At 51.1% G+C, this 23,833-nt stretch carries 21 protein-coding genes and 1 pseudogene; 11 read left to right on the plus strand and 11 right to left on the minus strand.

Annotation, left to right across the window (positions count from 1 at the left end):
- Positions 1 to 32: 32 nt before the first annotated feature.
- Positions 33 to 665: a hypothetical protein gene (locus RDY34_RS00445; protein WP_308074183.1), complete on the minus strand. Its 633-nt coding sequence runs from the start codon at positions 663 to 665 to the stop codon at positions 33 to 35.
- 157 nt (positions 666 to 822) lie between these two features.
- Positions 823 to 1,314, minus strand: coding sequence for a contact-dependent growth inhibition system immunity protein (locus RDY34_RS00450; RefSeq protein WP_308074185.1), 492 nt, complete (start codon positions 1,312 to 1,314; stop codon positions 823 to 825).
- Between the two features lie 332 nt (positions 1,315 to 1,646).
- Between RDY34_RS00450 and RDY34_RS00455 the strand changes: the two genes are divergently transcribed.
- From RDY34_RS00455 to RDY34_RS00475, 5 genes are all read left to right on the plus strand, one after another.
- Positions 1,647 to 3,080 (plus strand): NAD-dependent succinate-semialdehyde dehydrogenase, encoded by a 1,434-nt coding sequence (locus RDY34_RS00455; protein WP_308074186.1) that lies wholly within the window; start codon positions 1,647 to 1,649, stop codon positions 3,078 to 3,080.
- A gap of 109 nt (positions 3,081 to 3,189) precedes the next feature.
- Positions 3,190 to 3,975 carry a fimb protein gene (locus tag RDY34_RS00460; protein WP_118783195.1) on the plus strand — a complete coding sequence of 262 codons (786 nt, stop codon included), beginning with the start codon at positions 3,190 to 3,192 and terminating at the stop codon, positions 3,973 to 3,975.
- A gap of 108 nt (positions 3,976 to 4,083) precedes the next feature.
- Positions 4,084 to 5,640: a TerC family protein gene (locus RDY34_RS00465; RefSeq protein ID WP_003710595.1), complete on the plus strand. Its 1,557-nt coding sequence runs from the start codon at positions 4,084 to 4,086 to the stop codon at positions 5,638 to 5,640.
- Between the two features lie 13 nt (positions 5,641 to 5,653).
- Positions 5,654 to 6,400 (plus strand): 5'/3'-nucleotidase SurE, encoded by a 747-nt coding sequence (gene surE / locus RDY34_RS00470; protein WP_003751355.1) that lies wholly within the window; start codon positions 5,654 to 5,656, stop codon positions 6,398 to 6,400.
- Between the two features lie 102 nt (positions 6,401 to 6,502).
- Positions 6,503 to 7,519 carry a peptidoglycan DD-metalloendopeptidase family protein gene (locus RDY34_RS00475; RefSeq protein ID WP_308073169.1) on the plus strand — a complete coding sequence of 339 codons (1,017 nt, stop codon included), beginning with the start codon at positions 6,503 to 6,505 and terminating at the stop codon, positions 7,517 to 7,519.
- 398 nt (positions 7,520 to 7,917) lie between these two features.
- Here RDY34_RS00475 and RDY34_RS00480 read toward each other — a convergent pair whose 3' ends face one another.
- The 4 genes from RDY34_RS00480 to RDY34_RS00495 form a co-directional block, all read right to left on the minus strand.
- Positions 7,918 to 8,400, minus strand: coding sequence for an acyl-CoA thioesterase (locus tag RDY34_RS00480; RefSeq protein ID WP_101122846.1), 483 nt, complete (start codon positions 8,398 to 8,400; stop codon positions 7,918 to 7,920).
- 152 nt (positions 8,401 to 8,552) lie between these two features.
- The gene (locus tag RDY34_RS00485) at positions 8,553 to 8,714 is read right to left on the minus strand and encodes a hypothetical protein (protein ID WP_003674702.1); all 162 of its coding nucleotides are present in this window, start codon (positions 8,712 to 8,714) and stop codon (positions 8,553 to 8,555) included.
- A 73-nt stretch (positions 8,715 to 8,787) separates the two neighbouring features.
- Positions 8,788 to 9,249, minus strand: a complete 462-nt coding sequence (recX, locus tag RDY34_RS00490) for a recombination regulator RecX (RefSeq protein WP_308074187.1) — start codon at positions 9,247 to 9,249, stop codon at positions 8,788 to 8,790.
- A 56-nt stretch (positions 9,250 to 9,305) separates the two neighbouring features.
- Positions 9,306 to 10,013, minus strand: coding sequence for a phosphoglycolate phosphatase (locus RDY34_RS00495; protein ID WP_308074189.1), 708 nt, complete (start codon positions 10,011 to 10,013; stop codon positions 9,306 to 9,308).
- Between the two features lie 400 nt (positions 10,014 to 10,413).
- Here RDY34_RS00495 and RDY34_RS00500 point away from each other — a divergent pair, with 400 nt between their 5' ends.
- Entirely contained in the window at positions 10,414 to 11,679 is a 1,266-nt protein-coding gene (locus tag RDY34_RS00500; protein ID WP_039853869.1) for a Glu/Leu/Phe/Val family dehydrogenase, read from the plus strand.
- 57 nt (positions 11,680 to 11,736) lie between these two features.
- Here the strand turns inward: RDY34_RS00500 and RDY34_RS00505 are convergent.
- A pseudogene (locus RDY34_RS00505) lies at positions 11,737 to 11,922 on the minus strand (DUF4198 domain-containing protein); the annotation flags it as partial.
- Positions 11,923 to 12,029: 107 nt separating this feature from the next.
- Between RDY34_RS00505 and RDY34_RS00510 the strand changes: the two are divergent.
- Together RDY34_RS00510 and RDY34_RS00515 are read left to right on the plus strand one after the other, a co-directional pair.
- On the plus strand, positions 12,030 to 12,239 hold the full coding sequence (locus RDY34_RS00510; protein ID WP_002223595.1) for a tautomerase family protein: 210 nt from the start codon (positions 12,030 to 12,032) through the stop codon (positions 12,237 to 12,239).
- An 88-nt stretch (positions 12,240 to 12,327) separates the two neighbouring features.
- Positions 12,328 to 13,542 carry a pyridoxal phosphate-dependent aminotransferase gene (locus RDY34_RS00515; protein WP_308028752.1) on the plus strand — a complete coding sequence of 405 codons (1,215 nt, stop codon included), beginning with the start codon at positions 12,328 to 12,330 and terminating at the stop codon, positions 13,540 to 13,542.
- Positions 13,543 to 13,613: 71 nt separating this feature from the next.
- On the opposite strand, the gene clpB is transcribed toward RDY34_RS00515, so the two are convergent.
- Positions 13,614 to 16,187, minus strand: coding sequence for an ATP-dependent chaperone ClpB (clpB, locus tag RDY34_RS00520; protein WP_308074190.1), 2,574 nt, complete (start codon positions 16,185 to 16,187; stop codon positions 13,614 to 13,616).
- A gap of 259 nt (positions 16,188 to 16,446) precedes the next feature.
- Between clpB and trpS the strand changes: the two genes are divergently transcribed.
- The 3 genes from trpS (at position 16,447) to RDY34_RS00535 (ending at position 18,733) form a co-directional block, all read left to right on the plus strand.
- Positions 16,447 to 17,457 (plus strand): tryptophan--tRNA ligase, encoded by a 1,011-nt coding sequence (trpS, locus tag RDY34_RS00525; RefSeq protein WP_308074191.1) that lies wholly within the window; start codon positions 16,447 to 16,449, stop codon positions 17,455 to 17,457.
- A gap of 67 nt (positions 17,458 to 17,524) precedes the next feature.
- A complete protein-coding gene (locus RDY34_RS00530; protein WP_308074192.1) occupies positions 17,525 to 18,070 on the plus strand; it encodes a hypothetical protein in 546 nt (181 codons plus the stop codon).
- A 318-nt stretch (positions 18,071 to 18,388) separates the two neighbouring features.
- Complete coding sequence (locus RDY34_RS00535) at positions 18,389 to 18,733, plus strand: Ag473 family lipoprotein (RefSeq protein ID WP_003714486.1); 345 nt, start codon at positions 18,389 to 18,391, stop codon at positions 18,731 to 18,733.
- Positions 18,734 to 18,941: 208 nt separating this feature from the next.
- Here RDY34_RS00535 and ppx read toward each other — a convergent pair whose 3' ends face one another.
- The 3 genes from ppx to RDY34_RS00550 form a co-directional block, all read right to left on the minus strand.
- On the minus strand, positions 18,942 to 20,450 hold the full coding sequence (gene ppx, locus RDY34_RS00540; protein WP_308074193.1) for an exopolyphosphatase: 1,509 nt from the start codon (positions 20,448 to 20,450) through the stop codon (positions 18,942 to 18,944).
- A gap of 644 nt (positions 20,451 to 21,094) precedes the next feature.
- Complete coding sequence (locus tag RDY34_RS00545; RefSeq protein WP_308074194.1) at positions 21,095 to 22,762, minus strand: surface lipoprotein assembly modifier; 1,668 nt, start codon at positions 22,760 to 22,762, stop codon at positions 21,095 to 21,097.
- Between the two features lie 113 nt (positions 22,763 to 22,875).
- Complete coding sequence (locus RDY34_RS00550; protein ID WP_308074195.1) at positions 22,876 to 23,622, minus strand: factor H binding protein domain-containing protein; 747 nt, start codon at positions 23,620 to 23,622, stop codon at positions 22,876 to 22,878.
- Between the last annotated feature and the right edge of the window lie 211 nt (positions 23,623 to 23,833).

Genomic DNA, 23,833 nt, shown 5'->3' on the forward strand with positions numbered 1-23,833 from the left:
TTGAATTCATACAAGCTATGGTTTGCTTATCTTTATATTTGCATAAATTTCCAATAATCCCGTCCTTCAATTTTCCAATAACAAAATTCGTCCGGTATTAAATACCCAAAATCCATCGCTTTTGAAAACCAGCCATCATAGACATAATCTTCATGACATCTGTCCCAATCCATATGTAAGTACACTTCAGTGTCAAAATTGACATAGAATAAAGGCAGCCTCGAGGAAATCTGATTGATTTTTAAGAAATCATTTTGCTGGCCGGAGTCTGAGATAGGATCATTGTACGACAGCTTGTTCTCAACAACGGAATATAACCCTACCGCTTCATCAGAAGTAAACCCCTGAAACATCAGTTCCTTCAATTCATCCTTTTTTAATACAATGACTGAATCTGATTGAAGATAGCTTTCAAAATTGTCCTTAGTTAATTGCCAGATACCGTTTCGGTAATAACAACTATTCATTTCATCCTGATATTGTTCTAACGTAATATTCCCGTTTTTAAAATCAAAATCTAAATCCAACTTCATGTTTAATATGAAATTTTCCTTATAATCAATCAAATAATATATCTTTTTCTTGTGGACAAAAATAGATATGCATTGAATGTACTCAAAAATGTTATCCAATAATTCAGATTTAAATTTCTCAATCTTTTCCATATTTGCTAAATTTCTTAATAACTTTATCTTCAGCAAGCCGTAGCCCGCATTAAACCTGTGCAGGTAAGGTGTGTGCGGTACGCACGCAGGCTTTGAGTGTGATAAAAAAGATCGTCTGAAAAAAGTTTCCGGCTTTCAGACGACCTTTTATCAAATATTATCGGCAGCGGCTCAATGCCAACCTTAAACCTGCTCCGATTTCTTCAGGGCTGTTATCCAATGATAAAATGACATCGTCTGCATCAATGGCATCCCACGCTTCCAGCTTGACATGGCGGCTCGGGCTGATTTTCAGGCAGCCGTTGTGCAGCCGAATATCCACGCTCATCATGTTTTTAAATAGGGCGCGTTTGGTTTTATAGCCCAAGTTCCCGCATAGCTTGGCAACCCAATCCTCATAGCGTGGTTTAAGATTTTCCTGTTTTAAAAAATCAATACGTTCAGCTTCGTTGTCTAACGTCCTGCTGTTTGCCAACGCTTGCAAGACCGTCGTGCCTAAAGTTTCATTGTCGGTATCCAATGGCAGGATATGGGGGGGATATAGGTGGTCTATTGCCGTTAACCCCAAACCTGAATATGTTTGAACAATCAGAGCTTCTTTATTAGCATCAAAAACTGCCCAATAATTTTGATTCTGTTTAAAAATCATTATTTGATCTCCGTAATTTTGACTGTAATGTTTAGATTTTTGCCATACTCTACCACACCTTGTAACTGCAATCTTTGCTCCTTATATATTGCACCCCATCAAAGGGCTGCATTACTTTTCTTTTTAAAGATTACCATTGTATAAAAAGTATTTTTCTTAAACGACAGGGATTGCGCCCGCGCCATATTCAGACACCGCCCGGATGTTGCGCTGCCCGATCGGATGCTTCAGACGGCATCGGAAGGGTTTGCAGTTTTGGAATATGAAGATGATAATGTCCGCGAGATTGACGGCATTTGAAAGCGGTTATTCCGCATACCGGAGGACACGAAATGAACGAATATTACCAATTAATCAAGCATCCCGATATTTCCCTTTCCCCGATTTCAGACGGCATCGGGGTCGGCAATCCGGCAACGGGCGAAATTTTGGCGTATGTCCGCAATACGGGTTCGGACAAACTGAAAAACCTGATTCAAAAGGCGGCGGCAGCGCAAAAATTATGGGCGGCGAAAACTGCTTTGGAACGCGCCGACATATTGTGGCGTTGGTATTTTTTAGTTAAAGAAAACAAAGAAGCACTGGCGCGCCTGATGACGATGGAGCAGGGCAAAAGCCTGACCGAGTCGCGCGGCGAAATTGATTATGCGGCTTCGTTTGTGCGCTGGTTTGCGGAAGAGGCGCGGCGGATTGACGGCGATGTGCTGACAAGTGTGAAAGCGTCGCAAAAACTGGTTGTGTTGAAACAGCCTGTCGGCGTTACCGCCGCGATTACGCCGTGGAACTTCCCATCTGCGATGATTGCACGCAAGGCCGCGCCTGCTTTGGCGGTGGGCTGCGCGATGATAGTCAAACCAGCATCGCTCACGCCTTTGAGTGCGTATGCGTTGGCCTTGCTGGCTTACGAAGCGGGCGTGCCGCAGGATTTGTTGCCCGTCGTCAGCGGTCGCGCTTCGGAAATCAGCCATGAATTTGCTACGAACCCGACTGTACGCAAAATTAGCTTCACCGGCTCTACCGAAGTCGGCGCGAAAATTTTTGCCGACAGCGCGGCGGACATTAAAAAACTCAGTTTGGAACTGGGCGGCAATGCGCCGTTTATCGTGTTTGACGATGCCGATTTGGACAAAGCCGTCGAAGGCGCGCTCGTCAGCAAGTTCCGCAACAGCGGTCAGACCTGTGTCTGCACTAACCGCGTTTACGCTCAATCCGGCATTTACGATGAATTTTGCCGCAAATTAAGTGAAAAAGTAGCCGCGCTCAAATTGGGCAACGGCTTGGAGGATGGCGTGAACCAAGGGCCGCTGATTGAGGAAAAAGCGGTAGAAAAAGTCGAGCAGCACATCGCCGACGCGCTCTCAAAAGGCGCGGTCTGTCTGACCGGCGGCAAACGCAGCGCATTGGGCGGAACGTTTTTTGAGCCGACTGTCTTAAGCGGTGTTACGGCGCAAATGGCGGTGGCTCACGAAGAAACCTTCGGGCCTTTGTGTCCGGTGTTCCGTTTTGAAACCGAAGCCGAAGTCATCGCGGCCGCCAACGATACGGAATACGGTTTGGCTGCCTACCTTTTCACTGCTGATACCGCCCGCCAATGGCGCGTCGGCGAAGCATTGGAATACGGTATGGTCGGCATCAATACGGGCTTAATCAGTAATGAAGCGGCACCGTTCGGCGGCGTGAAACGCAGCGGTTTGGGACGTGAAGGTAGCAAATACGGTGCGGACGAATATCTGGAATTGAAATATCTGTGCATTGATGTCGGGTGACGGATGCCGTCTGAACAGCAGGTTTTCAGACGGTGCCGCATTTCAAGCAGCCTTTATCTGTTGTACAATGCGCTCTGTTTTTACGGTTATTTTTGATTTGAATTAAGATATGATGGAAAACGGAAAAACAGCCTCGAGATGGCGTTTTGCCTTGAAAAGTGCGGGCTGGCACCTCTTAATCAGCCTGTCGGTTGCAGGGCTGGCGGCATTGCTGGTTTTTAAGGTTTGGTATCCTTATCCTTATGCCGAGCTGACGGGAGGGCTGTCGCTTTATAAGCTGGTGGTGGCGGTAGACATCGTGTGCGGCCCGCTGCTGACGCTGATATTGTCCAGCCCGAAAAAGACAGGCAGGGCGCGGATTGTGGATTTTTCCCTGACCGGTGCGATCCAGCTTGCCGCATTGGCGTACGGTTTGCACAGCGTTTCTTTGGCGCGTCCCGTGGTGGAGGCGTTTGAAAAAGACAGGATTAATGTTGTGACCGCCGCCGAAGTGGCGGTTGAAGACCTGCACAAAGCGCCGGAAGGGCTGCAAAGCCTGTCGTGGTTCGGCATCCGCCGCGTCGGTCTGAAAGAGCCGGATACGGAGGACGAACAAAACAAAACCTTGGATTTGTCTATGCAGGGCATAGAGCCGAGTATGCGCCCGGACCGGTGGCTGCCGTATTCCCGCCAAGAGGCGGAGAAAATCCGTAAGGCGATGAAGCCGCTGAAAAAATTGGCAGATGCGAGAAAAATCGCCGTTGCCGATATTTTGAAGCAGGCAGATATTTCCGAAGATAAAGACTGGTATTTCCTGCCCTTTACCGGCAGCAGGCAGAAAGATTGGATTGTGGTACTGGACGCGCAGGGAAATGCCCGGGGCTATGCGCCGATAGACGGCTTTATCGCCGACTGAGCCCGATGCCGTCTGAAACCGGCGTTCAGACGGCATCCCTGATATGCCGGACATTGCAAACACAACGGCAGCCCCGCCGCCGCCGTATCGTTGGGGAACACAAAAATTATGGATTTCAGTTGGTTGGCAGAACCGCATACTTGGATAGGTTTTGCCACGCTTTTGGTGTTGGAAGTCGTGTTGGGGATAGACAACCTTGTCTTTGTGGCGATTTTGGCAAACAAGGTCCAGCCCGCACGGCGCGACCGCGCACGGATTACCGGGCTGGGGCTGGCAGTCGTCATCCGCATCATTATGCTTGCCTTTATGGCGCACATCATCACGCTGACCGAGCCGCTGTTCCAAATCGGCGGCCTCGCCGTTTCCGGCAAGGACATGATTATGCTCGCGGGCGGTATTTTCCTGCTGTACAAAGCCACCACCGAACTGCACGAACGCCTCGAAGGGCATAACCGTTTTACCGTTGCCGACAGCCGGAAAAAACACGCGCCGTTTTGGGGCGTGGTCGCGCAAATCCTGATACTGGATGCCGTGTTTTCCATCGATTCGGTCATCACCGCCGTGGCGATGGTCGATCACATCGTCGTCGCGATGGGCGCGGTCGTCGTCGCGATGGCGGTGATGATTTCCGCCAGCAAACTCTTGACCGAATTTGTAGACAGGCATCCCACCGTCGTGATGCTCTGCCTTGGTTTTTTGTTGATGATCGGTTTCAGCCTGATTGCCGAAGCCTTCCATTTCCACATTCCCAAAGGCTACCTCTACGCCGCCATCGGCTTCTCGATTTTAATCGAACTGTTTAACCAGATTTCCCAGCGCAACAGCCGCAAAAACGACTACATCGGCAGCTCGTGGCGCAAGCGCACCGCCGAAAACGTCTTGGGTATGATGGGCATACGCGAAAGCGTGCTTGCCGACGCGGGCGGCGAATCCGGGGACGACGCGCATTTTGAAGAAAACGAAAAATCGATGATACGCAGCGTGCTGACGCTTGCCGAGCGTCCGATTATGGGGGTGATGATCCCACGCCGCGACATCGAACGGCTGGACATTTCCCAAAGCCGCGAAGAACAGTATGCCCAACTGCAAAATACGCCTTACAGCCGCCTGCTCGTTGTCGGAAAGGCGGGCGTGGACGAACCTTTGGGCTACATCAACAAGAAAGACCTGCTCGCCCAACTGCTGGAAACAGGCGGTCTCGACATTCAGACGGCATTGCGCCAGCCGCTCGTTTTGCCCGACAGTACCACCGCGCTGGGGGCAATCGAGCTCTTCCGCCAAAGCAGCGCGGATTACGCTTTGGTGGTGGACGAGTTCGGCGCGGTGTTGGGTATGGTAACGATGAAAGACCTGCTGGAAGCCATTGCCGGCGACTTTCCCGAAGAATTCGAGCGCGAAGAAGAACCCGCCGTTCAGGGGAATCCTGATGAAAGCCTGACGGTGGAAGGCGCGTTGGAATATGTGGAGCTGGCATCCCAACTCAATCTGCCGCAACAGGAGGAAGATACCGATTTCCATACCGTTGCCGGGCTGATTATGGAAGAATTGCAAACCATCCCCGATGTCGGCGATTTTGCCGATTTTCACGGTTGGCGGTTTGAAGTGCTCGAAAAAGAAGGGCAGCGCATCGAACGGGTCAGGATTACCAGACTGTCCGAAGAATAAGGTGGGATACGGAATGAATGTTTTGATTTCCAACGACGACGGCTACCTCTCCGAAGGCATCGCCGTTTTGGCGCGCGTTACGGCGGAATTTGCCAACGTCAGGGTGGTTGCGCCCGAACGCGACAGGAGCGGGGTCAGCAATTCGCTGACGCTGGAACGCCCTTTGCAGTTGAAACAGGCGCAAAACGGGTTCTACTATGTCAACGGCACGCCGACCGACTGTATCCACATCGGGCAGTCTGTATTTTCGGATTTTCAGGCCGATTTTGTCTTTTCGGGCATTAACCGGGGCGCGAATATGGGGGACGACACGCTTTATTCGGGGACGGTTGCGGCGGCAACCGAAGCCTACCTTATGGGCATACCCGCCGTGGCGTTTTCCTTAAACGACGCTTCCGGACGCTATTGGGCAACCGCAGAAAAGGCACTGTGGACATTGTTGGCGCATTTTTTCAAAAACCCCCCGCAGTCCCCTATTTTATGGAACATCAATATCCCCGCCGTCGCGCCGGAAGATGTGCGGGGCATTAAAATCGCCCGTTTGGGCAGGCGGCACCACGGTCAGAACGTCATTCCGGCGCGCAATCCGCGCGGCGAACAGATTTATTGGATAGGGCCGGTCGGCGAAGTTTCCGATCGGGAAGAGGGGACGGATTTCGGTGAATGCGGCGCAGGTTTCATTACCGTAACGCCGCTGCAAATCGACCTGACCGCCTATCCGGACATGGCGGAAACGGCGGCGTTCTGGCATACGGACTGACCGTTTTATCAAATACCGTCGGGCTTTGCGCTTGAGAAGAACGCGCATTTTTATTATGATATACCGCATTCAGGCTATATATCGGAACATGAAGGTTATCTTATGTTGAAACAAACGACACTTTTGGCAGCTTGTACCGCCGTTGCCGCTCTGTTGGGCGGTTGCGCCACCCAACAGCCTGCTCCTGTCATTGCAGGCAATTCAGGTATGCAGGACGCGCCGTCTTCGGCAGTTTACAACAACCCCTATGGCGCAACGCCGTACAATGCCGCTCCTGCCGCCAACGATGCGCCGTATGTGCCGCCCGTGCAAACTGCGCCGGTTTACACGCCTCCTGCTTATGTTCCGCCGCCTGCACCTGCCGTTTCGGGTGCATATGTTCCTTCTTACGCGCCCGTCGACATCAATGCGGCGACGCATACCGTTGTGCGCGGCGACACGGTGTACAACATTTCCAAACGCTACCATATCTCTCAAGACGATTTCCGTGCGTGGAACGGTATGGCCGATAATACGTTGAGCATCGGTCAGATCGTGAAGGTCAAGCCGGCAGGATATGCCGCACCGAAAACCGCAGCCGTAGAAAGCAGGCCTGCCGCGCCGGTACCCGTACCAACCCCTGTGAAACCCGCCGCGCAACCGCCCGTGCAGTCCGCCCCGCAACCTGCCGCGCCCGTTGTAGAAAATAAAGCGGTTCCTGCCCCCGCGCCTGCCCCGCAATCTCCTGCCGTTTCGTCATCCGGCACGCGTACGGTTGCTGGCATTGTTTGGCAGCGTCCGACGACGGGCAAAGTGATTGCCGATTTCGGCGGCGGCAACAAGGGTGTCGATATTGCGGGAAATGCGGGACAACCCGTTTTGGCGGCGGCTGACGGCAAAGTGGTTTATGCCGGCTCCGGTTTGAGGGGGTATGGCAACCTGGTCATCATCCAGCATAATTCTTCCTTCCTGACCGCATACGGGCACAACCAAAAATTGCTGGTCGGCGAGGGCCAGCAGGTCAAACGCGGGCAGCAGGTCGCTTTGATGGGCAATACCGATGCTTCCAGAACGCAGCTTCATTTCGAGGTGCGGCAAAACGGCAAACCGGTTAACCCGAACAGCTATATCGCGTTCTGACTTTCTGCCTGAAATCAAGTTGGAAATGCCGTCTGAAAGGTCTTCAGACGGCATTTTTGTTTTTGGCGGCTGTGTTTTCAAATCATTCAGAAGGGATAAGGCGTATAAATTTGTTTGACTGTGTTTGGGTATCCGCTTGATTTCATCCGTTTGCAATGGAAAAGCCGCTTATTTCTGTTCGGGGGGCGGCTTTATCGGATAAAAGGCATTTTGTCCGATTGATTAGGGCTGCATCAAGGGAATATGAAAACACAGCCGTTTATTTCCACAGCTGTGTTTCAAAACGGCGTTGAAAAACGGATGGGTCGGAATCAGACGATTTTGCTTCAATAAATCAAACCATTATGCCGAATGTTGGAACAATGCTTGTCCGGTATTGCAGACGGCATAGTCCGCCGTCAGCAGCCGCAGGACATGTCTTCAGAGGCTTGCAGGCTGATGTTTTTACGTTTTTTGGCTTTTTCGTAGCGGCAGCGTTGACGGTCGGTCAGGATTTCCAGTGGCGGTACGGGAACGGGTTTGCCGTCTTTGACTGCAACCATGGTGAAGTAGCAGCTGTTGGTATGGCGGATTTCTCCCGTACGGATGTTTTGTGCTTCGACACGGATGCCGATTTCCATAGAGGTACGCCCCGTGTAGTTTACGCTGGCGTAGAAAGTAACCAGGTCGCCGACATGGATGGGTTCTTTAAACAGGACTTTGTCTACTGAAAGGGTTACGCAATAGTTGCCGCTGTAACGGCTGGCACAGGAATAGGCAACCTGGTCGAGCAGGAGCAGGAGTTCGCCGCCGTGTACGTTGCCGCTGAAATTGGCGGTGTCCGGCATCATCAGTTCGGACATAATGAGTTCGTGGGAAGGCAGTTGGCGTTGTTGTGTCATAGTGTACCTGTTTTAAGAAAGGATATTTTGAAATGGGTGTGGAAAAATTTTAGGGAATGGGAAAGTGGAATTCAAGCTAAAAAAAGCTATGATGGGATAGCCTGCCGAAATGGGCTGCCGATGCCGTCTGAAGATTTCAGACGGCATTTTGTTTAGGAAAGCCAAAAACGGAAGACCAGGAAAAACACGAGTGCCAATACGGCGGCCCAAACGACGAGCATGAATCCGGCAACTGCCTGACCCATACGGTAAACCGGGTTTTTGCGTTCATCTTCAAGAAGTGGGTTGTGATTTTTCTCGGATTGTTCGGACATTTTGTTCTCAATCGGAAAAGTTGGAAATGGGCGTAAGGTTACGCCGTCATGCAAAAAGATTCAAGGATTCAGTTCAGCAGTCTTCCTCCCAGCCGTCATCCCAGGCATGTTTCAATGCCGTCTGAACGGTATCGGCATCGAATCCGCGATAGGCGAGGAAGCGTGCCTGTTTTTGTTTTTCTTTAAGGTTGGTGGCCGGATGTTTGAATTTTTTACGCAACACGTCCATGGCGGTCTGTTTTTCACTCAACCTGTCCGGAAGCAGCTTTCGGCTTGTCTCTTCGTCTATGCCCTGTTGAGCCAGGGCTTGTTTCAGGCGCAGGGAGCCGTGTTTGCGGCTTTTGCTGTGGATATAGGCTTCTGCATAGCGTAAATCCGACTGCCAGTTGCGTTCGGAAAATTCGTTCAAGACGTTTTCCAACTCTTCTTCGCTTTCGGCATGGGGGGCGAGCTTGCGCTTCAGCCCGAGGCGGCTGACTTCTTGGCGCGAGAGGATGTCCATCGCGCGGGCGCGTAGGGATTTTTGCGGTTTCATGGCGGCGGTTTCGGCGTGCGGCAGGTTTCAGACGGCATAGCGTGCCGTCCGAATGCCTACTCTTCTTTATTTTTCTGCGGTTGCAGGTTTTCGTAAATTTCGGGCAGCGAGCCGATAATCCAGTCGGGACGGGTCGCATCATCTTGCGAGAGCAGCGTCATATCGCCGTAACCGAAGGTAACGCCGACGCTCAGGCAGCCGGCGGCTTTGGCGGCGATGATGTCGTTGCGCGAGTCGCCGACCATAATCATATTGGCAGTATCGATGCCCAACACTTCGGCAGCGTGCTGCAGCGGCAGGGGGCTGGGTTTTTTTTCGGGCAGGCTGTCGCCGCCGAGTATCAGGCTGAAATAGTCGGTAAGTCCGAGCTGCTTCAACAGTTCGGCGGCAAGGATTTCATTTTTGTTGGTAATGATTACCAGCGGGATGCCCAAAGATTTGAGCAATGCCAGCCCGGCTTCGGTTTCGGGATAGGGGCGGGTGAAGACGCTCAAATGGTCGCGGTAGTATTTCATATAGAACACGAAACCTTTTTCCCACAGTTCGGAATCGGCTTCGCGGTCGCGGTCGTTGGTGAGGACGCGGTGAACCAGTTTGCCGATGCCGTCGCCCACATAGCTTTCGACCACTTTTGCAGGCAGCGGTTTCATACCGAGGTGTTCCAACATCGCTTCTGCGGCGGCGGCAAGGTCGGGGACGGAATCGCACAGTGTGCCGTCCAAGTCAAAGGCAACAGCTTGGACATGTTCGATAGCAGCATTCATAGTTTGGCTTTCTGTAGATTGCAATAGTTTATTTTAACATTGTTTGCACAGAGCTTCTAATGTATGGATTGTTAACAATCGCAACAGGTTTTGCAGGCGGTGTTTTCGGATTTCGGAACGGAGTCGGATAAGGTGTGCAAATCCCGGCGATGTTCCAATTAAATTTTTAAAAAATAAAAGGATGTTTATATCTTTATTTAATTGGACATTTGCTTTTCGGATGCGTGTGCTGCTTTTTTCAGACGGATTCCGTGCGGCTTGGGAAATAAAATCATATATAGATTAATCAAATCGGGCTGATTCCGACTACACGCTATTACATTTTGTCGGGAAATTGGTTATAGTTGCGAACCTGATGGCTTGTTCCATTCCGAACCTCTCTTTGTGAAAAGGAAGCAAAATGTCTCATGCTGCTGTAAAAGAAACCCTCAATCCGTTTGAAATCGCCCGCAAACAGGTGAAAACCGCCTGTGACCAACTGAAAACCGATCCGGCTGTTTATGAAATTCTGAAAAGTCCGAAGCGCGTTTTGGAAGTTACCTTTCCTGTCAAACTCGACAATGGCACGGTTAAAACCTTTACCGGTTACCGTTCGCAACACAACAACGCCGTCGGCCCCTATAAAGGCGGCGTGCGCTTCCATCCCGGTGTGAATTTGGACGAAGTCAAAGCTCTGTCGATTTGGATGACCATCAAATGCTGCGTGGCCGGTATTCCTTACGGCGGCGGCAAAGGCGGCATTACCTTGGATCCGCGCGATTATTCCGAAGCGGAACTGGAACGTATCGCACGCGCTTATTCCGAAGCCATTTCTCCGCTGATTGGCGAGAAAATCGATATTCCCGCACCTGATGTGAACACCAACGGCAAAATCATGTCTTGGATGGTGGATGCCTATGAAAACGTGGTGAAACATTCTGCACCGGGCGTATTTACCGGCAAACCGGTTGAGTTCGGCGGCTCTTTGGCGCGTACTGAGGCTACCGGTTACGGCGTGAATCTCGCTGCCGTCCAAGCTTTGGAAAAACTGGGCAAAGACGTGAAGGGTGCCACTTACGCCATTCAAGGCTTCGGCAATGTCGGTTATCACACAGGTTATTACGCGCATCAATCCGGCGCGAAAGTCGTTGCCGTATCTACTGTTGACGTTGCTATCTACAATGAAAACGGCTTGGATATGGAAGCTCTGTTTAAAGAGTTCCAAGAAAAAGGTTTCATCACCAACGAAGCCGGTTACGGCAAAGAAATTACCAACGCCGAGCTTTTGGCTTTGGATGTGGACGTACTCGCCCCTTGCGCGCTGGAAAACCAACTAACTTCTGAAAACGCCGGTAAAGTCCGCGCGAAAATCGTGGTTGAAGGCGCGAACGGTCCGACTACGCCCGAAGCCGACGTTATCCTGCGTCAAAACGGCGTATTGGTCGTGCCCGATATTTTGGCGAACTGCGGCGGCGTGGTGGTATCTTATTTTGAATGGGTACAGAATCTGCAAGGTTACTACTGGGAGTTTGACGAAGTTCAAGAGAAAGAAACCGTTGTCCTGCGCCGTGCGTTCCGCGATATTTGGAACTTGGCGCAAGAGTATGATGTCGATTTGCGAACCGCGTCTTATATGATGAGTATCCGCCGTGTTGAAAAAGCGATGAAGCTGCGCGGCTGGTATTGATGTTTGAACAAAGGATGCCGTCTGAAGCCTTCAGACGGCATTTTTGTGCGGGCGGGATTAATGGTACGAATGGCCGATTTGGAAGGTTAAAGTCGAGTAGTTCGCCTGTTTTTGACACACGGTTTGATCGGGGAAGTCGGCTTTGTGTTCGACACTGGCTTTCCAAAAGCCTTGGCGCAAGGGGATGATGTCTGCTCCGTCTTTGTCGTCTGTGCTGTCGGAGAAAGCCTGTGCTTCGGTGCTGATAAATAAATTATTGTCTGATATATGATTTTTGAGAAATGAAAAAGCCGGTTGGGTGTAACGGGCTTGTCTGATAAGATGGCAAAATTTTTGAATGGAGAGAAAAGATGCCCTATGTCAATATTAAAGTAACCGGCGGCAGCGAAGCACCGACTGCCGCGCAAAAAGCGGAATTGATCGGCGGCGTAACCGAATTGCTGGCACGCGTGCTGGGCAAAAATCCCGAAACAACGGTTGTCGTGATTGACGAAGTGGATACCGATAACTGGGGCATAGGCGGCAAAAGCGTCAGCGAACGGCGCAAAGAGGGCAGGTAAAAAGCCTGAAAACCCTGCCCTGATGCTTTAAATTCCGCGTGAAAAAGAGTACATTCCCACCCATTGCCCAAAATTTACGGAACACATTATGGATAAGTTTCCCAAGTCTGCAAAGCTCGACCACGTCTGCTACGACATACGCGGGCCGGTTCACAAAAAAGCCCTTCAGTTGGAAGAGGAGGGCAATAAAATCCTTAAGCTCAATATCGGCAACCCTGCGCCGTTCGGCTTCGAAGCGCCTGATGAAATCTTAGTCGATGTCATCCGCAACCTGCCGACTTCGCAAGGCTATTGCGATTCCAAAGGGTTGTATTCCGCCCGTAAAGCCATTGTTCACTACTATCAGACCAAAGGTTTGCGCGATATTACGGTAAACGATGTCTATATCGGCAACGGCGTGTCCGAGCTGATTACGATGTCTATGCAGGCATTGCTCAACGACGGCGACGAAATTCTGATTCCCGCGCCCGACTACCCTTTGTGGACGGCGGCGGCAACGCTTGCGGGCGGTACGGTACGTCATTATCTGTGCGACGAAGAAAACGGCTGGTTTCCCAACCTTGCCGATATGGAAGCCAAAATTACGCCCAAAACCAAAGCCCTCGTCGTCATCAACCCCAATAACCCGACAGGCGCGGTGTACAGCAGGGAAATCCTGTTGGAAATCGCCGAACTGGCGCGCAAGCATGGTTTGATTATTTTCGCCGACGAGATTTACGACAAAATCCTTTATGACGGCGCGGTTCACCACCACATCGCCGCGCTTGCCCCCGACCTTTTGACGGTAACGTTCAACGGTTTGTCCAAAGCCTACCGCGTCGCCGGATTCCGCCAAGGCTGGATGGTGCTCAACGGGCCGAAACATCATGCAAAAGGTTACATCGAGGGTTTGGATATGCTCTCGTCCATGCGCTTGTGTGCCAATACGCCGATGCAGCATGCGATTCAGACGGCATTGGGCGGTTATCAGAGCATTAACGAATTCATCTTGCCCGGCGGACGGCTTTTGGAACAGCGCAACAGGGCGTGGGAACTGGTCAACCAGATACCTGGAGTGTCCTGCGTCAAACCGATGGGCGCGATGTATATGTTCCCGAAAATCGATATCGAAATGTACCGCATCCACGATGATATGAAATTCGTTTACGATTTGTTGGTGCGCGAAAAAGTCTTGCTGGTACAGGGAACGGGGTTTAATTGGATTAAACCCGACCATTTCCGCATTGTTACGCTGCCTTACGTCCATCAGATTGAAGAGGCGATGGGCAGGTTGGCAAGATTCCTGCAAACCTACCATCAGTAGGGTTCTGATAAAAAATGCCGTCTGAAACGGAGATTCCCGTTTCAGACGGCATTTTCAACAGCAGGAACGAATCAGGCAAATTTCAGTCTGTCGCCGTCGGCTTCCACCCTGATTTCGCTTTCGGGCGCATAGTTTCCGGCAAGCAGGGCTTTTGCCAGCGGGTTTTCGATTTCCGACTGGATGGCGCGTTTGAGCGGACGTGCGCCGTAAATCGGGTCGAAACCGGCTTTGGCGATGATGTCCAGAGCGGCATCGGAAACAGTCAGACGGAGGTTTTGTTTTTCCAAACGTTTTTCCAAACCTTTAAGCTGAATTTTCGCAATGCTGCGGATATTGGCCTGATCCAAACCGTGGAACACGACGACTTCGTCAATACGGTTGATCATTTCAGGACGGAAATGTTCTTTCACATCCTCCATCACGACTTCTTTTACCGCTTCGTAGTCTTGAGTACCCATTTGTTGGATGTGCTGGCTGCCGATGTTGGAAGTCATGACGATGACGGTATTTTTGAAGTCCACAGTTCGACCTTGTCCGTCGGTCAAACGACCGTCATCCAATACTTGCAGCAGGATATTGAACACGTCGGGATGGGCTTTTTCCACTTCGTCCAAAAGAATCACGCTGTACGGTTTGCGGCGCACTTGTTCGGTCAGGTAGCCGCCTTCTTCGTAGCCGACATAGCCCGGAGGCGCGCCGATGAGGCGGGCAACGGCGTGTTTTTCCATGTATTCGGACATATCGATGCGGATCAGATGGTCTTCGCTGTCGAACAGAAAGCCTGCCAGGGCTTTGCACAACTCGGTTTTACCCACGCCGGTCGGGCCTAGGAACAGGAAGCTGCCGTAAGGCTTGTTTGGATCGGCAAGGCCGGAACGGCTGCGGCGGATGGCGTCAGACACGGCACGCACGGCTTCGTCTTGACCGACCACTCGGCGGTGCAATACTTCTTCCATTTTCAGCAGTTTGTCGCGTTCGCCTTCCATCATTTTGGCAACGGGGATGCCGGTCATGCGCGATACGATTTCAGCCACTTCGTCCGCGCCGACTTCGGTACGGAAGAGTTTGTTTTGTTTTTTGCCGTCGGGGTTACTTTCCGCAGCTTGCAACTGCGCACCCAATTTCGGCAACTCACCGTATTCGAGTTCGGACGCGCGGGCGAAATCGCCTTGACGTTTGGCCTGCTCGATTTTGACTTTGATGTCGTCCATCTGTTTCTTGATGTCGGCGGTGCTGGACGAGGCGGCTTTTTCTGCTTTCCAGATTTCATCCAAATCGGCGTATTCTTTTTGCAGACCGTCGATTTCTTCGTCTATCAGTTCCAAACGTTTTTTGCTGGCATCATCGCTCTCTTTGGCAACGTGCATTTTTTCCATTTTGAGCTGGATAATGCGGCGGTCGAGTTTGTCCATCTGCTCAGGTTTGCTGTCCAGCTCCATTTTGATACGGCTGGCGGCTTCGTCAATCAAATCAATCGCTTTGTCGGGTAGGAAGCGGTCGGTAATGTAGCGGTCGCTCAATTCCGCTGCGGCAACAATGGCGGGGTCGGTAATATCGATGCCGTGGTGGATTTCATAACGCTCCTGCAAACCGCGCAAGATGGCGATGGTGTCTTCCACGCTGGGCTCGCCAACCAATACTTTTTGGAAACGGCGTTCGAGTGCCGCGTCTTTTTCGATGTATTGGCGGTATTCGTCCAAGGTAGTCGCGCCGATGCAGTGCAGTTCGCCGCGCGCCAAAGCCGGTTTCAACATATTGCCCGCGTCCATCGCGCCGTCGGTTTTGCCCGCGCCGACCAAAGTATGAATTTCGTCGATGAAAATCAAGGTGTTGCCGTCGTCTTTCGCCAAGTCGTTCAACACGCCTTTCAAGCGTTCTTCAAATTCGCCGCGGTATTTTGCGCCGGCAATCAATGCCGCCAAATCCAAAACCAGCAGGCATTTGTTGCGCAGGGATTCGGGTACTTCGCCGTTGACGATGCGTTGCGCCAAACCTTCAACAATAGCGGTTTTACCCACACCGGGTTCGCCAATCAGCACGGGGTTGTTTTTGGTTCGGCGTTGCAATACCTGAATCGCGCGGCGGATTTCATCATCACGACCGATAACGGGGTCAAGCTTGCCGTCGCGGGCGCGCTGGGTTAAGTCAAGCGTGTATTTTTTCAGAGCATCGCGTTGGTCTTCGGCATTGGCATCGTTCACGTTTTGTCCTCCTCGTACCGCGTCAATCGCGGCATTGATATTTTGTTCGTTCGCACCGGCTTCTTTCAGGATTTTGCCGGTCGCATCGTTTTGCTGCACCAAGGCGAGCAGGAAAAGTTCGCTGGCGATATAGGCATCGCCGCGTTTGGTTGCTGCTTTGTCCATTAGGTTCAACACCGCCTGCAATTCGCGGCTGGGCATAATGTCGCCGCCCTGTCCGGATACTTTCGGCAGGCTGTTTAAATGCTGCTGCAAACGCTGTTTCACCTGCGGCACGTTCACGCCCGCATGAGCCAAGAGCGCGGCGGCTCCGCTGTTTTGGTCGTCAAGCAGGGCTTTCAGCACGAAGCCCGCTTCCAGATAGCTGCTGTCCGCAGCCAACGCCAAACTCTGAGCTTCTGCAAGGGCTTGTTGGAATTTGGCGGTTAATTTGTCGTATCGCATTTTCGTTTCCTTTTCAAAATGTCCGCTGTCGAAGCCTATATGTGCATAATTGTGGATAACTCAAGCGTCAGATTTTAACTTTTCAGATTTAATTGCTTATCTTGTTGAATATGATTGAAATAAATTTTTTGATTTATGTGTATAACTTAATCTGTCCAATAGGGAAGCGTCCGATGCCGTCTGAACAAATATTGTGAATCGGGTATAATTGGCACATTCTTTTCCCTTTCAGACGGCATTGATGCCGTAAGGACATTTTATGAGCAAAAAAAGAGTTCTGACCGGCGTAACCACCACCGGCATCCCGCATCTGGGCAACTACGTCGGCGCCATCCGCCCCGCCGTCCGCGCGGCGCAAAACCCAGATACCGAATCCTTCCTCTTCCTCGCCGATTACCACGGTATCATCAAATGCCACGAACCGGAGATGATTCACCAATCCACCCAAGCTGTTGCCGCCACATGGCTGGCCTGCGGACTTGACCCCGAGCGCACCACCTTTTACCGCCAAAGCGATATTCCCGAAGTCATGGAGTTGAACTGGATTCTGACCTGTATCACCGCAAAAGGCCTGATGAACCGCGCACACGCCTACAAAGCCGCTGTACAGGCAAATACGGAAAACGGGCAGGAAGATCCTGATTTCGGTGTGGAAATGGGTTTGTTCAGTTATCCGATTCTGATGACTGCCGACATCCTCATGTTCAACGCCAACGAAGTGCCCGTCGGACGCGACCAAATCCAACACGTCGAAATGGCGCGCGACATTGCCGGACGCTTCAACCACCGTTTCAAAGAACTCTTCACCCTGCCCGAAGTGAAAATCGACGAAAACGTCGAACTCTTGGTCGGTTTGGACGGACGCAAAATGTCCAAATCCTACGGCAACACCATTCCGCTTTGGGAAAACGACAAGAAAACCCAAAAATCGGTCAACAAAATTATCACCAATATGAAAGAGCCGGGCGAGCCGAAACAGCCTGACGAAAGCCCCTTGTTTGAAATCTACAAGGCCTTCTCCATGCCGTCTGAAACAGCAGCGTTCACACAAATGCTGGCCGAAGGCCTGGCATGGGGCGAAGCCAAAAAACTTTTGGCGGCGAAAATCAACGCCGAGCTGGCAGAACCGCGCGAACGCTACAACGAGCTGACCTCTAATCCTTCGCAAATCGAAGACATTTTGCAGGCAGGCGCGGCCAAAGCGCGCAAAGAAGCGCGCGAACTTTTGAATAAGGTACGCGATGCGGTCGGTATCCGTCCTTTGAAATAAACCCATGCCGTCTGAACATCTATTATCCGTGTTTCAGACGGCATTTTGAAACCATCAGGAGTGTGGAATGCTTAAAACATCTTTTGTCGTGTTAAGCGGCTGCCTGCTGCTTGCAGCCTGCGGTAAATCTGAAAATACGGCGGAACAGCCGCAAAATGCAGTGCAGGGTGCGCCGAAACCGGTTTTCAAAGTCAAATATATCGACAATACGGCGATTGCCGGTTTGGCTCTGGGCGGGGTGCAAGAAGGAAAAACGGCTGAAGGCAAAAAACAGCTGACTTATCCGATTGAGGGCTTGTCGGAACAGAATGTGTTGCAACTGATCGGCAAGCATCCCAACGACTTGGAAGTCATCAGCGGCAAATGTATGGAAACCGACGATAAGGGTGGTCCGGCAGGTTGGGCGGCAAACGGCGTGTGTCATACCTTGTTTGCCAAACTGGTGGACAATGTCGCACAAGACGGCGGGAAGTTGACGGATTACCTGGTTTCGCATTCCGCCCTGCAACCCTATCAGGCAGGCAAAAGCGGCTATGCCGCCGTGCAGAACGGACGCTATGTGCTGGAAATCGACAGCGAGGGGGCGTTTTATTTCCGCCGCCGCCATTATTGAGGTATTCGGACATCCCGGAATATATTTGGGTTTTTCAAACCCTGCAGGAAAAAGTCCGCACCGTCGGGAAACTCAAAAGGAGGGGGATATGTGTTACAATTTTCCGAACTGTTTTCATAAAATAGTTTTCGGACGTGTTTCAATATGGCATTGATGCCGCCTTATTGTTCGAGAAAAAAACCTTTATATTTAATATAATGGGTTTTAACTAAACGGGAAACCGTTTTCTCTCCGGCCGATGGGCAAAATCAGCCGATTGATGGAACACGGTCCGGTTTTTAAGCAAAACCTTAATCAACAACTCAAGAAGGATAAGACATGAAAAAATTATTGATTGCCGCAATGATGGCGGCTGCCTTGGCAGCTTGTTCGCAAGAGGCCAAACAGGAGACTAAAGAAGCGGCCCAAGCCGTTGAATCCGATGTTAAAGATGCTGCGGCTTCTGCCTCCGAATCTGCCGCTTCTGCCGTCGAAGAAGCGAAAGACCAAGTCAAAGATGCTGCGGCTGATGCAAAGGCAAGTGCCGGGGAAGCTGTAACTGAAGCCAAAGACGCGGCAGCCGAAACCAAAGAAGCGGTAAGCGAAGCGGCTAAAGACACTTTGAACAAAGCTGCCGATGCGACTCAGGAAGCGGCAGACAAAATGAAAGACGCCGCCAAATAATTTGTTGCTTTGGCAAAAATGACGAGATGCCGCCTGCCGGCAACCCAAATGAAACCGCCTGAAGATTTTCAGGCGGTTTTTGAGTTATATGCCCCTTGTTTTTTACGCCTGCATGACCGTGCAGGGAGGATGTGCCGCGCATATCGGGATGTTGCGGACAGGCAAATGCCGTCTGAACATCATTCAGACGGCATTTGCCCCGCAAGGTTCAGACGGCTTCAACTTTAAACGGCATATTGACTTTTTGCCATTGGACGCTTTCATATTCCAATGCGTCGGCAATCAGGGGGTGGCGTTCCAGCCATTCCCTGTCAATACGCAGGATGAAGCCGCAGCTTTCCGTATCCGTACGCAACTGCATATTTTTCGGGAAAGACAGGTCTTGGCGCGAACGGCAGAACAGGGCGGCAAGGCGCAGGGACAAAACGGCATACCACAACATTTCGTTGGTGCCGATAATGCCGCCCATTTTTTTCATATCGCCGCGATGACCGATGACCAGTTGGGCAAGTATGGTCTGTTCTTTGCGTGAAAAGCCCGGCATATCGGCGTTTTCGAGGATGTAGGCGGAATGCTTGTGATAGCCGGTGTGGGCGATGTCCAAACCGATTTCATGCAGCGCAGCGGCGCGTCCGAGATACTGTTGCCACAAGGCAAGTTCTTGAACCGTAACGTTTTTGGCGTGGCAGAGGCTGTCCATAAAGGTTTGCGCGGTTTCGGCGGTGCGTTTCGCCTGATTGAGGCTGACGTGGTAGCGGTGTTGGAACTCGGCAACCGTCTGCCCGCGCATATCTTCATTTAAACCGCGCCCGATCAAATCGTAAAACACGCCGTCGCGCAGGGCGGCTTCGGTTACGGTCATCCTGTCGAGTTTCATTTCCTCAAACGCCGCCATCATCACGGCAAGTCCGCCGGCAAAAACTTCGATGCGTTCCGGTTTCAGGTTTTCAAATTTGGCTTTTTTGACCGAACCGGCTTCGATGATGCGTTCGGCGAGGGCGCGCATTCCTTTGTAGGTAATGTCCGCCTCTTGGGGCATTTCGGCGGCAAGCACGTCGCGGATGGATTTTGCCGAACCCGATGTGCCGACGGCGAAATCCCAACCTTCGCGCCTCATATTTTTGCTGATGCGCTGGATTTCGTTGCGGGCGGCGGAAATGGCGGCTTGGAAGTCTTTGGCGGTAATTTTGTTTTGGAAGAAGCGCAGGCTGTAGGTTACGCAGCCCAAGGGCAGGCTTTCGGTAATGTCGGGATTCAGCGTCGAACCGATGACAAATTCTGTCGAACCGCCCCCGATGTCGATAACCAGCATTTTGCCGCCGCCGGGGGGGAGGGTGTGGATCACGCCGGTATAAATCAGTCGCGCCTCTTCGCGCCCGGCGATGATTTCGATGGGGAAACCCAATGCCGCTTCGGCCTTGGGAAGGAAATCTGCGATGTTTTTGGCGACGCGGAAGGTGTTGGTTGCCACGGCGCGCACCTGTTCGGGGCGGAAGCCGCGCAGGCGTTCGCCGAATTTTGCCAGACAGTCCAAAGCCTGTTCTTGGGAGGCGGCACTCAGGTTTTTCTGTTCGTCCAGTCCGGCGGCGAAGCGCACCATCTGTTTGAAGGAATCGATAACTTTTAATTGTCCGTTGTTGTTTTCGCAAATCTGGAGGCGGAAACTGTTAGAACCCAAATCGACGGAGGCAAGGACGTTTGCGGGATTGGTGGTCATGGCGGATACCGGTGGGGGAAAAACGCAATGTTACCCTGACGGCGCAGGCGTTGACAATATATGAGCGATTCAATTGAAAATGCACTTAAGCTTCTCAATGAACTTGAGAAATTAAAGAGAGGCTCAATATGGAAAATAACAAAGTCAGATCTGATGATAATTCAGTTTCTATTGAATTTATACAAGATTTTATAACTGCAAGTAAAGAATAATATTGGAAATATTGTATGAACAAAAAATTAAACTATATTTTTATGTTGGACTGTTTAGGGTTGGTGATATTGTTTACTTGTATAATAGCTACTTTTGAAAGAGATTATGGATTTAAAATTTTTACTAATTCTAAGAGGCCTGAATTTTATTATTGGATTGGAATGTTTTATTATGGAATTATTTCTTGCTGGTTTGATTATCAATTAATTTTAACAAAGGCCAATTCGTATAAAAGAAAAGTTAAACAATATAAAATATTTTCAGTAATATTTTCAGTTTTGATATTTATTTCTACTATAGTAAAACTTTAAATTTTGGAGCAAAAATTAATGATGCGGCTGTTTTTGATTCTGCTCACGGATGTTGCCGACGGTATGTTTCCGACAGCAAAAAATGCCGTCTGAAAAACGTTCAGACGGCATTTTTTGCACTTATTTGAAATCCTTTTCCACGCTCATGAAAATCTGCATGTTTTTGCGTGTGTAAAAACTTTTCATATTGCTGTCGATTTTCAGATAGCGGAAATTGAGTTGCGGCGTAAATCCCTTCCAAGAAATCTTGTCGTGCCACAACGACAGGTTTGCCTGATATTCGTGGTCTTTGCGCGGGAAGCGGTACACAATTGTTCCGGGTGCGTCAAACGTCCTGCGTGTATAGCGCAGGTTTGCCCGCAGACCCAGGCCGCCGTCGAACGTTTTGACCGCGCCGACACGCAAACCCTTGCGGATGGAAGCCTGTTCCGCCTCTTTCGTCAAGTCGTGCGACCAGTCCGCACCGCCGTAAAGCAGCCAGTCTTTCGGCGCGGAATACATCAGCGTCGCGCCCGCCAGCGGCATATGGCTGTCGTATCGGGCGGCGGTGCGGTCTTCCTGATAACGCTTCCACATATTGCCCGCGTTCAGCGTCAGCCGCCAGCGTTCGCCCAAGCGTTGGGAGAAATCGGCATTGAAGCCGCCGACGAAATTGTATCGGCTGCCGCCTAAGAGGTTTTGCTCGATAAACGGCACGATGCCGAACGAGCGCGTTACCGAACGGTTTTTATAGCCGAACGACAGGCGCAGGCTCTGTTCACTGAAATCTTTGTTATCCCAATAATGCACGCCGCCGCCGCTGATGCCGCCGTAGAGGAAATGATGCCCGCCCGCATTGATTTCGCGCGACACGCCCAAGCCGTAGCGCAAACCGTGTGCCTTTTGCGGCAGGCTGTCGGCGGTTTTCGTCCAGCTTTTTCCTGCAAATTCAATCGTTTTTTCGGACGAAGCGTTGTTCACATTGTCTGTCTGCTCGTATTGCAGCGACACATCGGGCTTCCAGCCTTGAGCCTTGTCTATGGCGGCAAGATAGCGGTCGGCAAGCTGCTGCATCGACGGCTGCAAATCGGGTTTCGCACGCTCCAATTCCGCCTTCGCCTCGCGGTACTGTTTGTTTTCAAACAGCATCACGCCCAAATCGAAACGCGGATACGCCAAATCGGGCTGTTGCGCCAAAATGCCGCGATACAAAGCCACCGCCTCGTCATGGCGCAACTGGCTGCGGCGCAAACCGCCCAGTGCGTAATCGTGTAGAATCGGATTGAAATCCGGCAGGGCGCGATAGCTTTCCAACAGCGTTTGCAGCGTGTCCCAATCTCGGGCGACGACGGCGCGGTTGATCTGCTCTTCCAAACCCGCAAGAGAGGCATTGCCGTCTGAAACGGCTTCGGCGGCTTCTCCGGCTGCAACGGTTTCAGACGGCACGGGCGCATCCGTACCGAAAGCCGCCTCGTTGGAAAATTTCTTATGCGTCGCCACAGGCTTGATTTCGGTCTCTTCTGCCTTGCCGACAGACGCAATAACAGGCGCGGCAGCCCGCTTCGGTGCGGCACGCTGCAACAGGCGGAAGGCATTGTCGATTTGTTCGTCAAAAGATGGGGCATAGGAAGCAAGCGGCAGAACCGGAATTTCCGTTTCGTCAGCCCTTTCAAGCCTTTCGACAGGCACTATCCTATCGTCGAATTTGCCGTCCACGAACACCTGTTTCGACACGGGTATAGGTAAGACGGGCGTTTCGGAAACGGCCGCCGTCGGCACGGACAAAAGAAGCAAAGCAAATTTTTTCATAAGTCAAACAGTTTCAGGGCAAGGGACCGGACGGGCAAACCGCGCAGTCAAATGGTCGAAATGCCGTCTGAAAGACCGTTTTCGGTTTCAGACGGCATTTGTATCAGGCGGGATTAATGCGGACGGGAGCCGGCAAAGCCGATGCTATTTGTACCCTCAGTAACCGCACCGACGATTTCTTCTGCGTTAGGACCGAAGAAGCCGAGTTTGTAATTAGAACCTTCGATGCCCTGTCCCTTAATTACTGTGTTATCGAATTCGTTGGTATGGCTGAATTCTTTGATAGGCGCTTCACTCAGAGTGATGCTGTTTTCGCCGATTCCGGTAATTTCGCCTTTGCCGTTTTTTTCCTTGAAATCAACTGTATAAGACAAAGCACCTTGTTTTTCGCCATTGGTTGCAATACCGGTATAGTTGAATTTGCCCGCAGCCGGCAGGATTTTGGTAGTAGAACCTTTCACAACGAAATCAACGCTGTCATCATCGACACCCAAGTTTCTCTCGATACCGGACGGGTCTTTTTCGATTCTTTCCCGTTCGGAAAGACCGGCAATCAAAGAATAATTTTGACGGTAGATATGTGCCCGACCTTTTGAAATCAGCTCGTAATTGTCCCCGCCGGCTTTAATACGTGCTGTGGTTACAGTATCCACTTTTTGAACCTTGTTTTGTGCCGGTACGACATCAAACAAATTGATATTGCTGCCCTTGGAGGAAACGCTGCCAACCTGCAGGGTAACTGATGCCAACTCAACCTCTGTAGGTTTGAACCCCTTTTGGGTTGCCCAACTGTTGACATCTTTCCTTACATCCTCTTTTACGCTGTAAAAAGAAGTAACAACCGCGCCTTGTGTTGCCACGCCCGGACCGGAAACTAAAGAGTTGTTGCCGTTGTTGGCAGTACCGTTGCTGCTGCAAGCCGCCAAACCCAAGGCAATTATGCTCAATGCGAAAACTTTGTTCAAAGTCATCATAAATCCCCAAAATTTCAGAAATTAAGTAAATAAGTTTATGGTTGTGTAAACCGCTTCCCATTATGCCCATATTCACTTTTGCTGGCAACTAAATTGT

This window comes from Neisseria polysaccharea (assembly GCF_963392925.1).
Lineage (GTDB): Bacteria > Pseudomonadota > Gammaproteobacteria > Burkholderiales > Neisseriaceae > Neisseria > Neisseria polysaccharea.

What these genes read in the sequence shown, in the direction of transcription:
- RDY34_RS00445 (WP_308074183.1), bottom strand. Translation starts at nt 665, where the DNA reads ATGGAAAAGATTGAGAAATTTAAATCTGAATTATTGGATAACATTTTT.
- RDY34_RS00450 (WP_308074185.1), bottom strand. Translation starts at nt 1,314, where the DNA reads ATGATTTTTAAACAGAATCAAAATTATTGGGCAGTTTTTGATGCTAAT.
- RDY34_RS00455 (WP_308074186.1), top strand. Translation starts at nt 1,647, where the DNA reads ATGAACGAATATTACCAATTAATCAAGCATCCCGATATTTCCCTTTCC.
- RDY34_RS00460 (WP_118783195.1), top strand. Translation starts at nt 3,190, where the DNA reads ATGATGGAAAACGGAAAAACAGCCTCGAGATGGCGTTTTGCCTTGAAA.
- RDY34_RS00465 (WP_003710595.1), top strand. Translation starts at nt 4,084, where the DNA reads ATGGATTTCAGTTGGTTGGCAGAACCGCATACTTGGATAGGTTTTGCC.
- surE (WP_003751355.1), top strand. Translation starts at nt 5,654, where the DNA reads ATGAATGTTTTGATTTCCAACGACGACGGCTACCTCTCCGAAGGCATC.
- RDY34_RS00475 (WP_308073169.1), top strand. Translation starts at nt 6,503, where the DNA reads ATGTTGAAACAAACGACACTTTTGGCAGCTTGTACCGCCGTTGCCGCT.
- RDY34_RS00480 (WP_101122846.1), bottom strand. Translation starts at nt 8,400, where the DNA reads ATGACACAACAACGCCAACTGCCTTCCCACGAACTCATTATGTCCGAA.
- RDY34_RS00485 (WP_003674702.1), bottom strand. Translation starts at nt 8,714, where the DNA reads ATGTCCGAACAATCCGAGAAAAATCACAACCCACTTCTTGAAGATGAA.
- recX (WP_308074187.1), bottom strand. Translation starts at nt 9,249, where the DNA reads ATGAAACCGCAAAAATCCCTACGCGCCCGCGCGATGGACATCCTCTCG.
- RDY34_RS00495 (WP_308074189.1), bottom strand. Translation starts at nt 10,013, where the DNA reads ATGAATGCTGCTATCGAACATGTCCAAGCTGTTGCCTTTGACTTGGAC.
- RDY34_RS00500 (WP_039853869.1), top strand. Translation starts at nt 10,414, where the DNA reads ATGTCTCATGCTGCTGTAAAAGAAACCCTCAATCCGTTTGAAATCGCC.
- RDY34_RS00510 (WP_002223595.1), top strand. Translation starts at nt 12,030, where the DNA reads ATGCCCTATGTCAATATTAAAGTAACCGGCGGCAGCGAAGCACCGACT.
- RDY34_RS00515 (WP_308028752.1), top strand. Translation starts at nt 12,328, where the DNA reads ATGGATAAGTTTCCCAAGTCTGCAAAGCTCGACCACGTCTGCTACGAC.
- clpB (WP_308074190.1), bottom strand. Translation starts at nt 16,187, where the DNA reads ATGCGATACGACAAATTAACCGCCAAATTCCAACAAGCCCTTGCAGAA.
- trpS (WP_308074191.1), top strand. Translation starts at nt 16,447, where the DNA reads ATGAGCAAAAAAAGAGTTCTGACCGGCGTAACCACCACCGGCATCCCG.
- RDY34_RS00530 (WP_308074192.1), top strand. Translation starts at nt 17,525, where the DNA reads ATGCTTAAAACATCTTTTGTCGTGTTAAGCGGCTGCCTGCTGCTTGCA.
- RDY34_RS00535 (WP_003714486.1), top strand. Translation starts at nt 18,389, where the DNA reads ATGAAAAAATTATTGATTGCCGCAATGATGGCGGCTGCCTTGGCAGCT.
- ppx (WP_308074193.1), bottom strand. Translation starts at nt 20,450, where the DNA reads ATGACCACCAATCCCGCAAACGTCCTTGCCTCCGTCGATTTGGGTTCT.
- RDY34_RS00545 (WP_308074194.1), bottom strand. Translation starts at nt 22,762, where the DNA reads ATGAAAAAATTTGCTTTGCTTCTTTTGTCCGTGCCGACGGCGGCCGTT.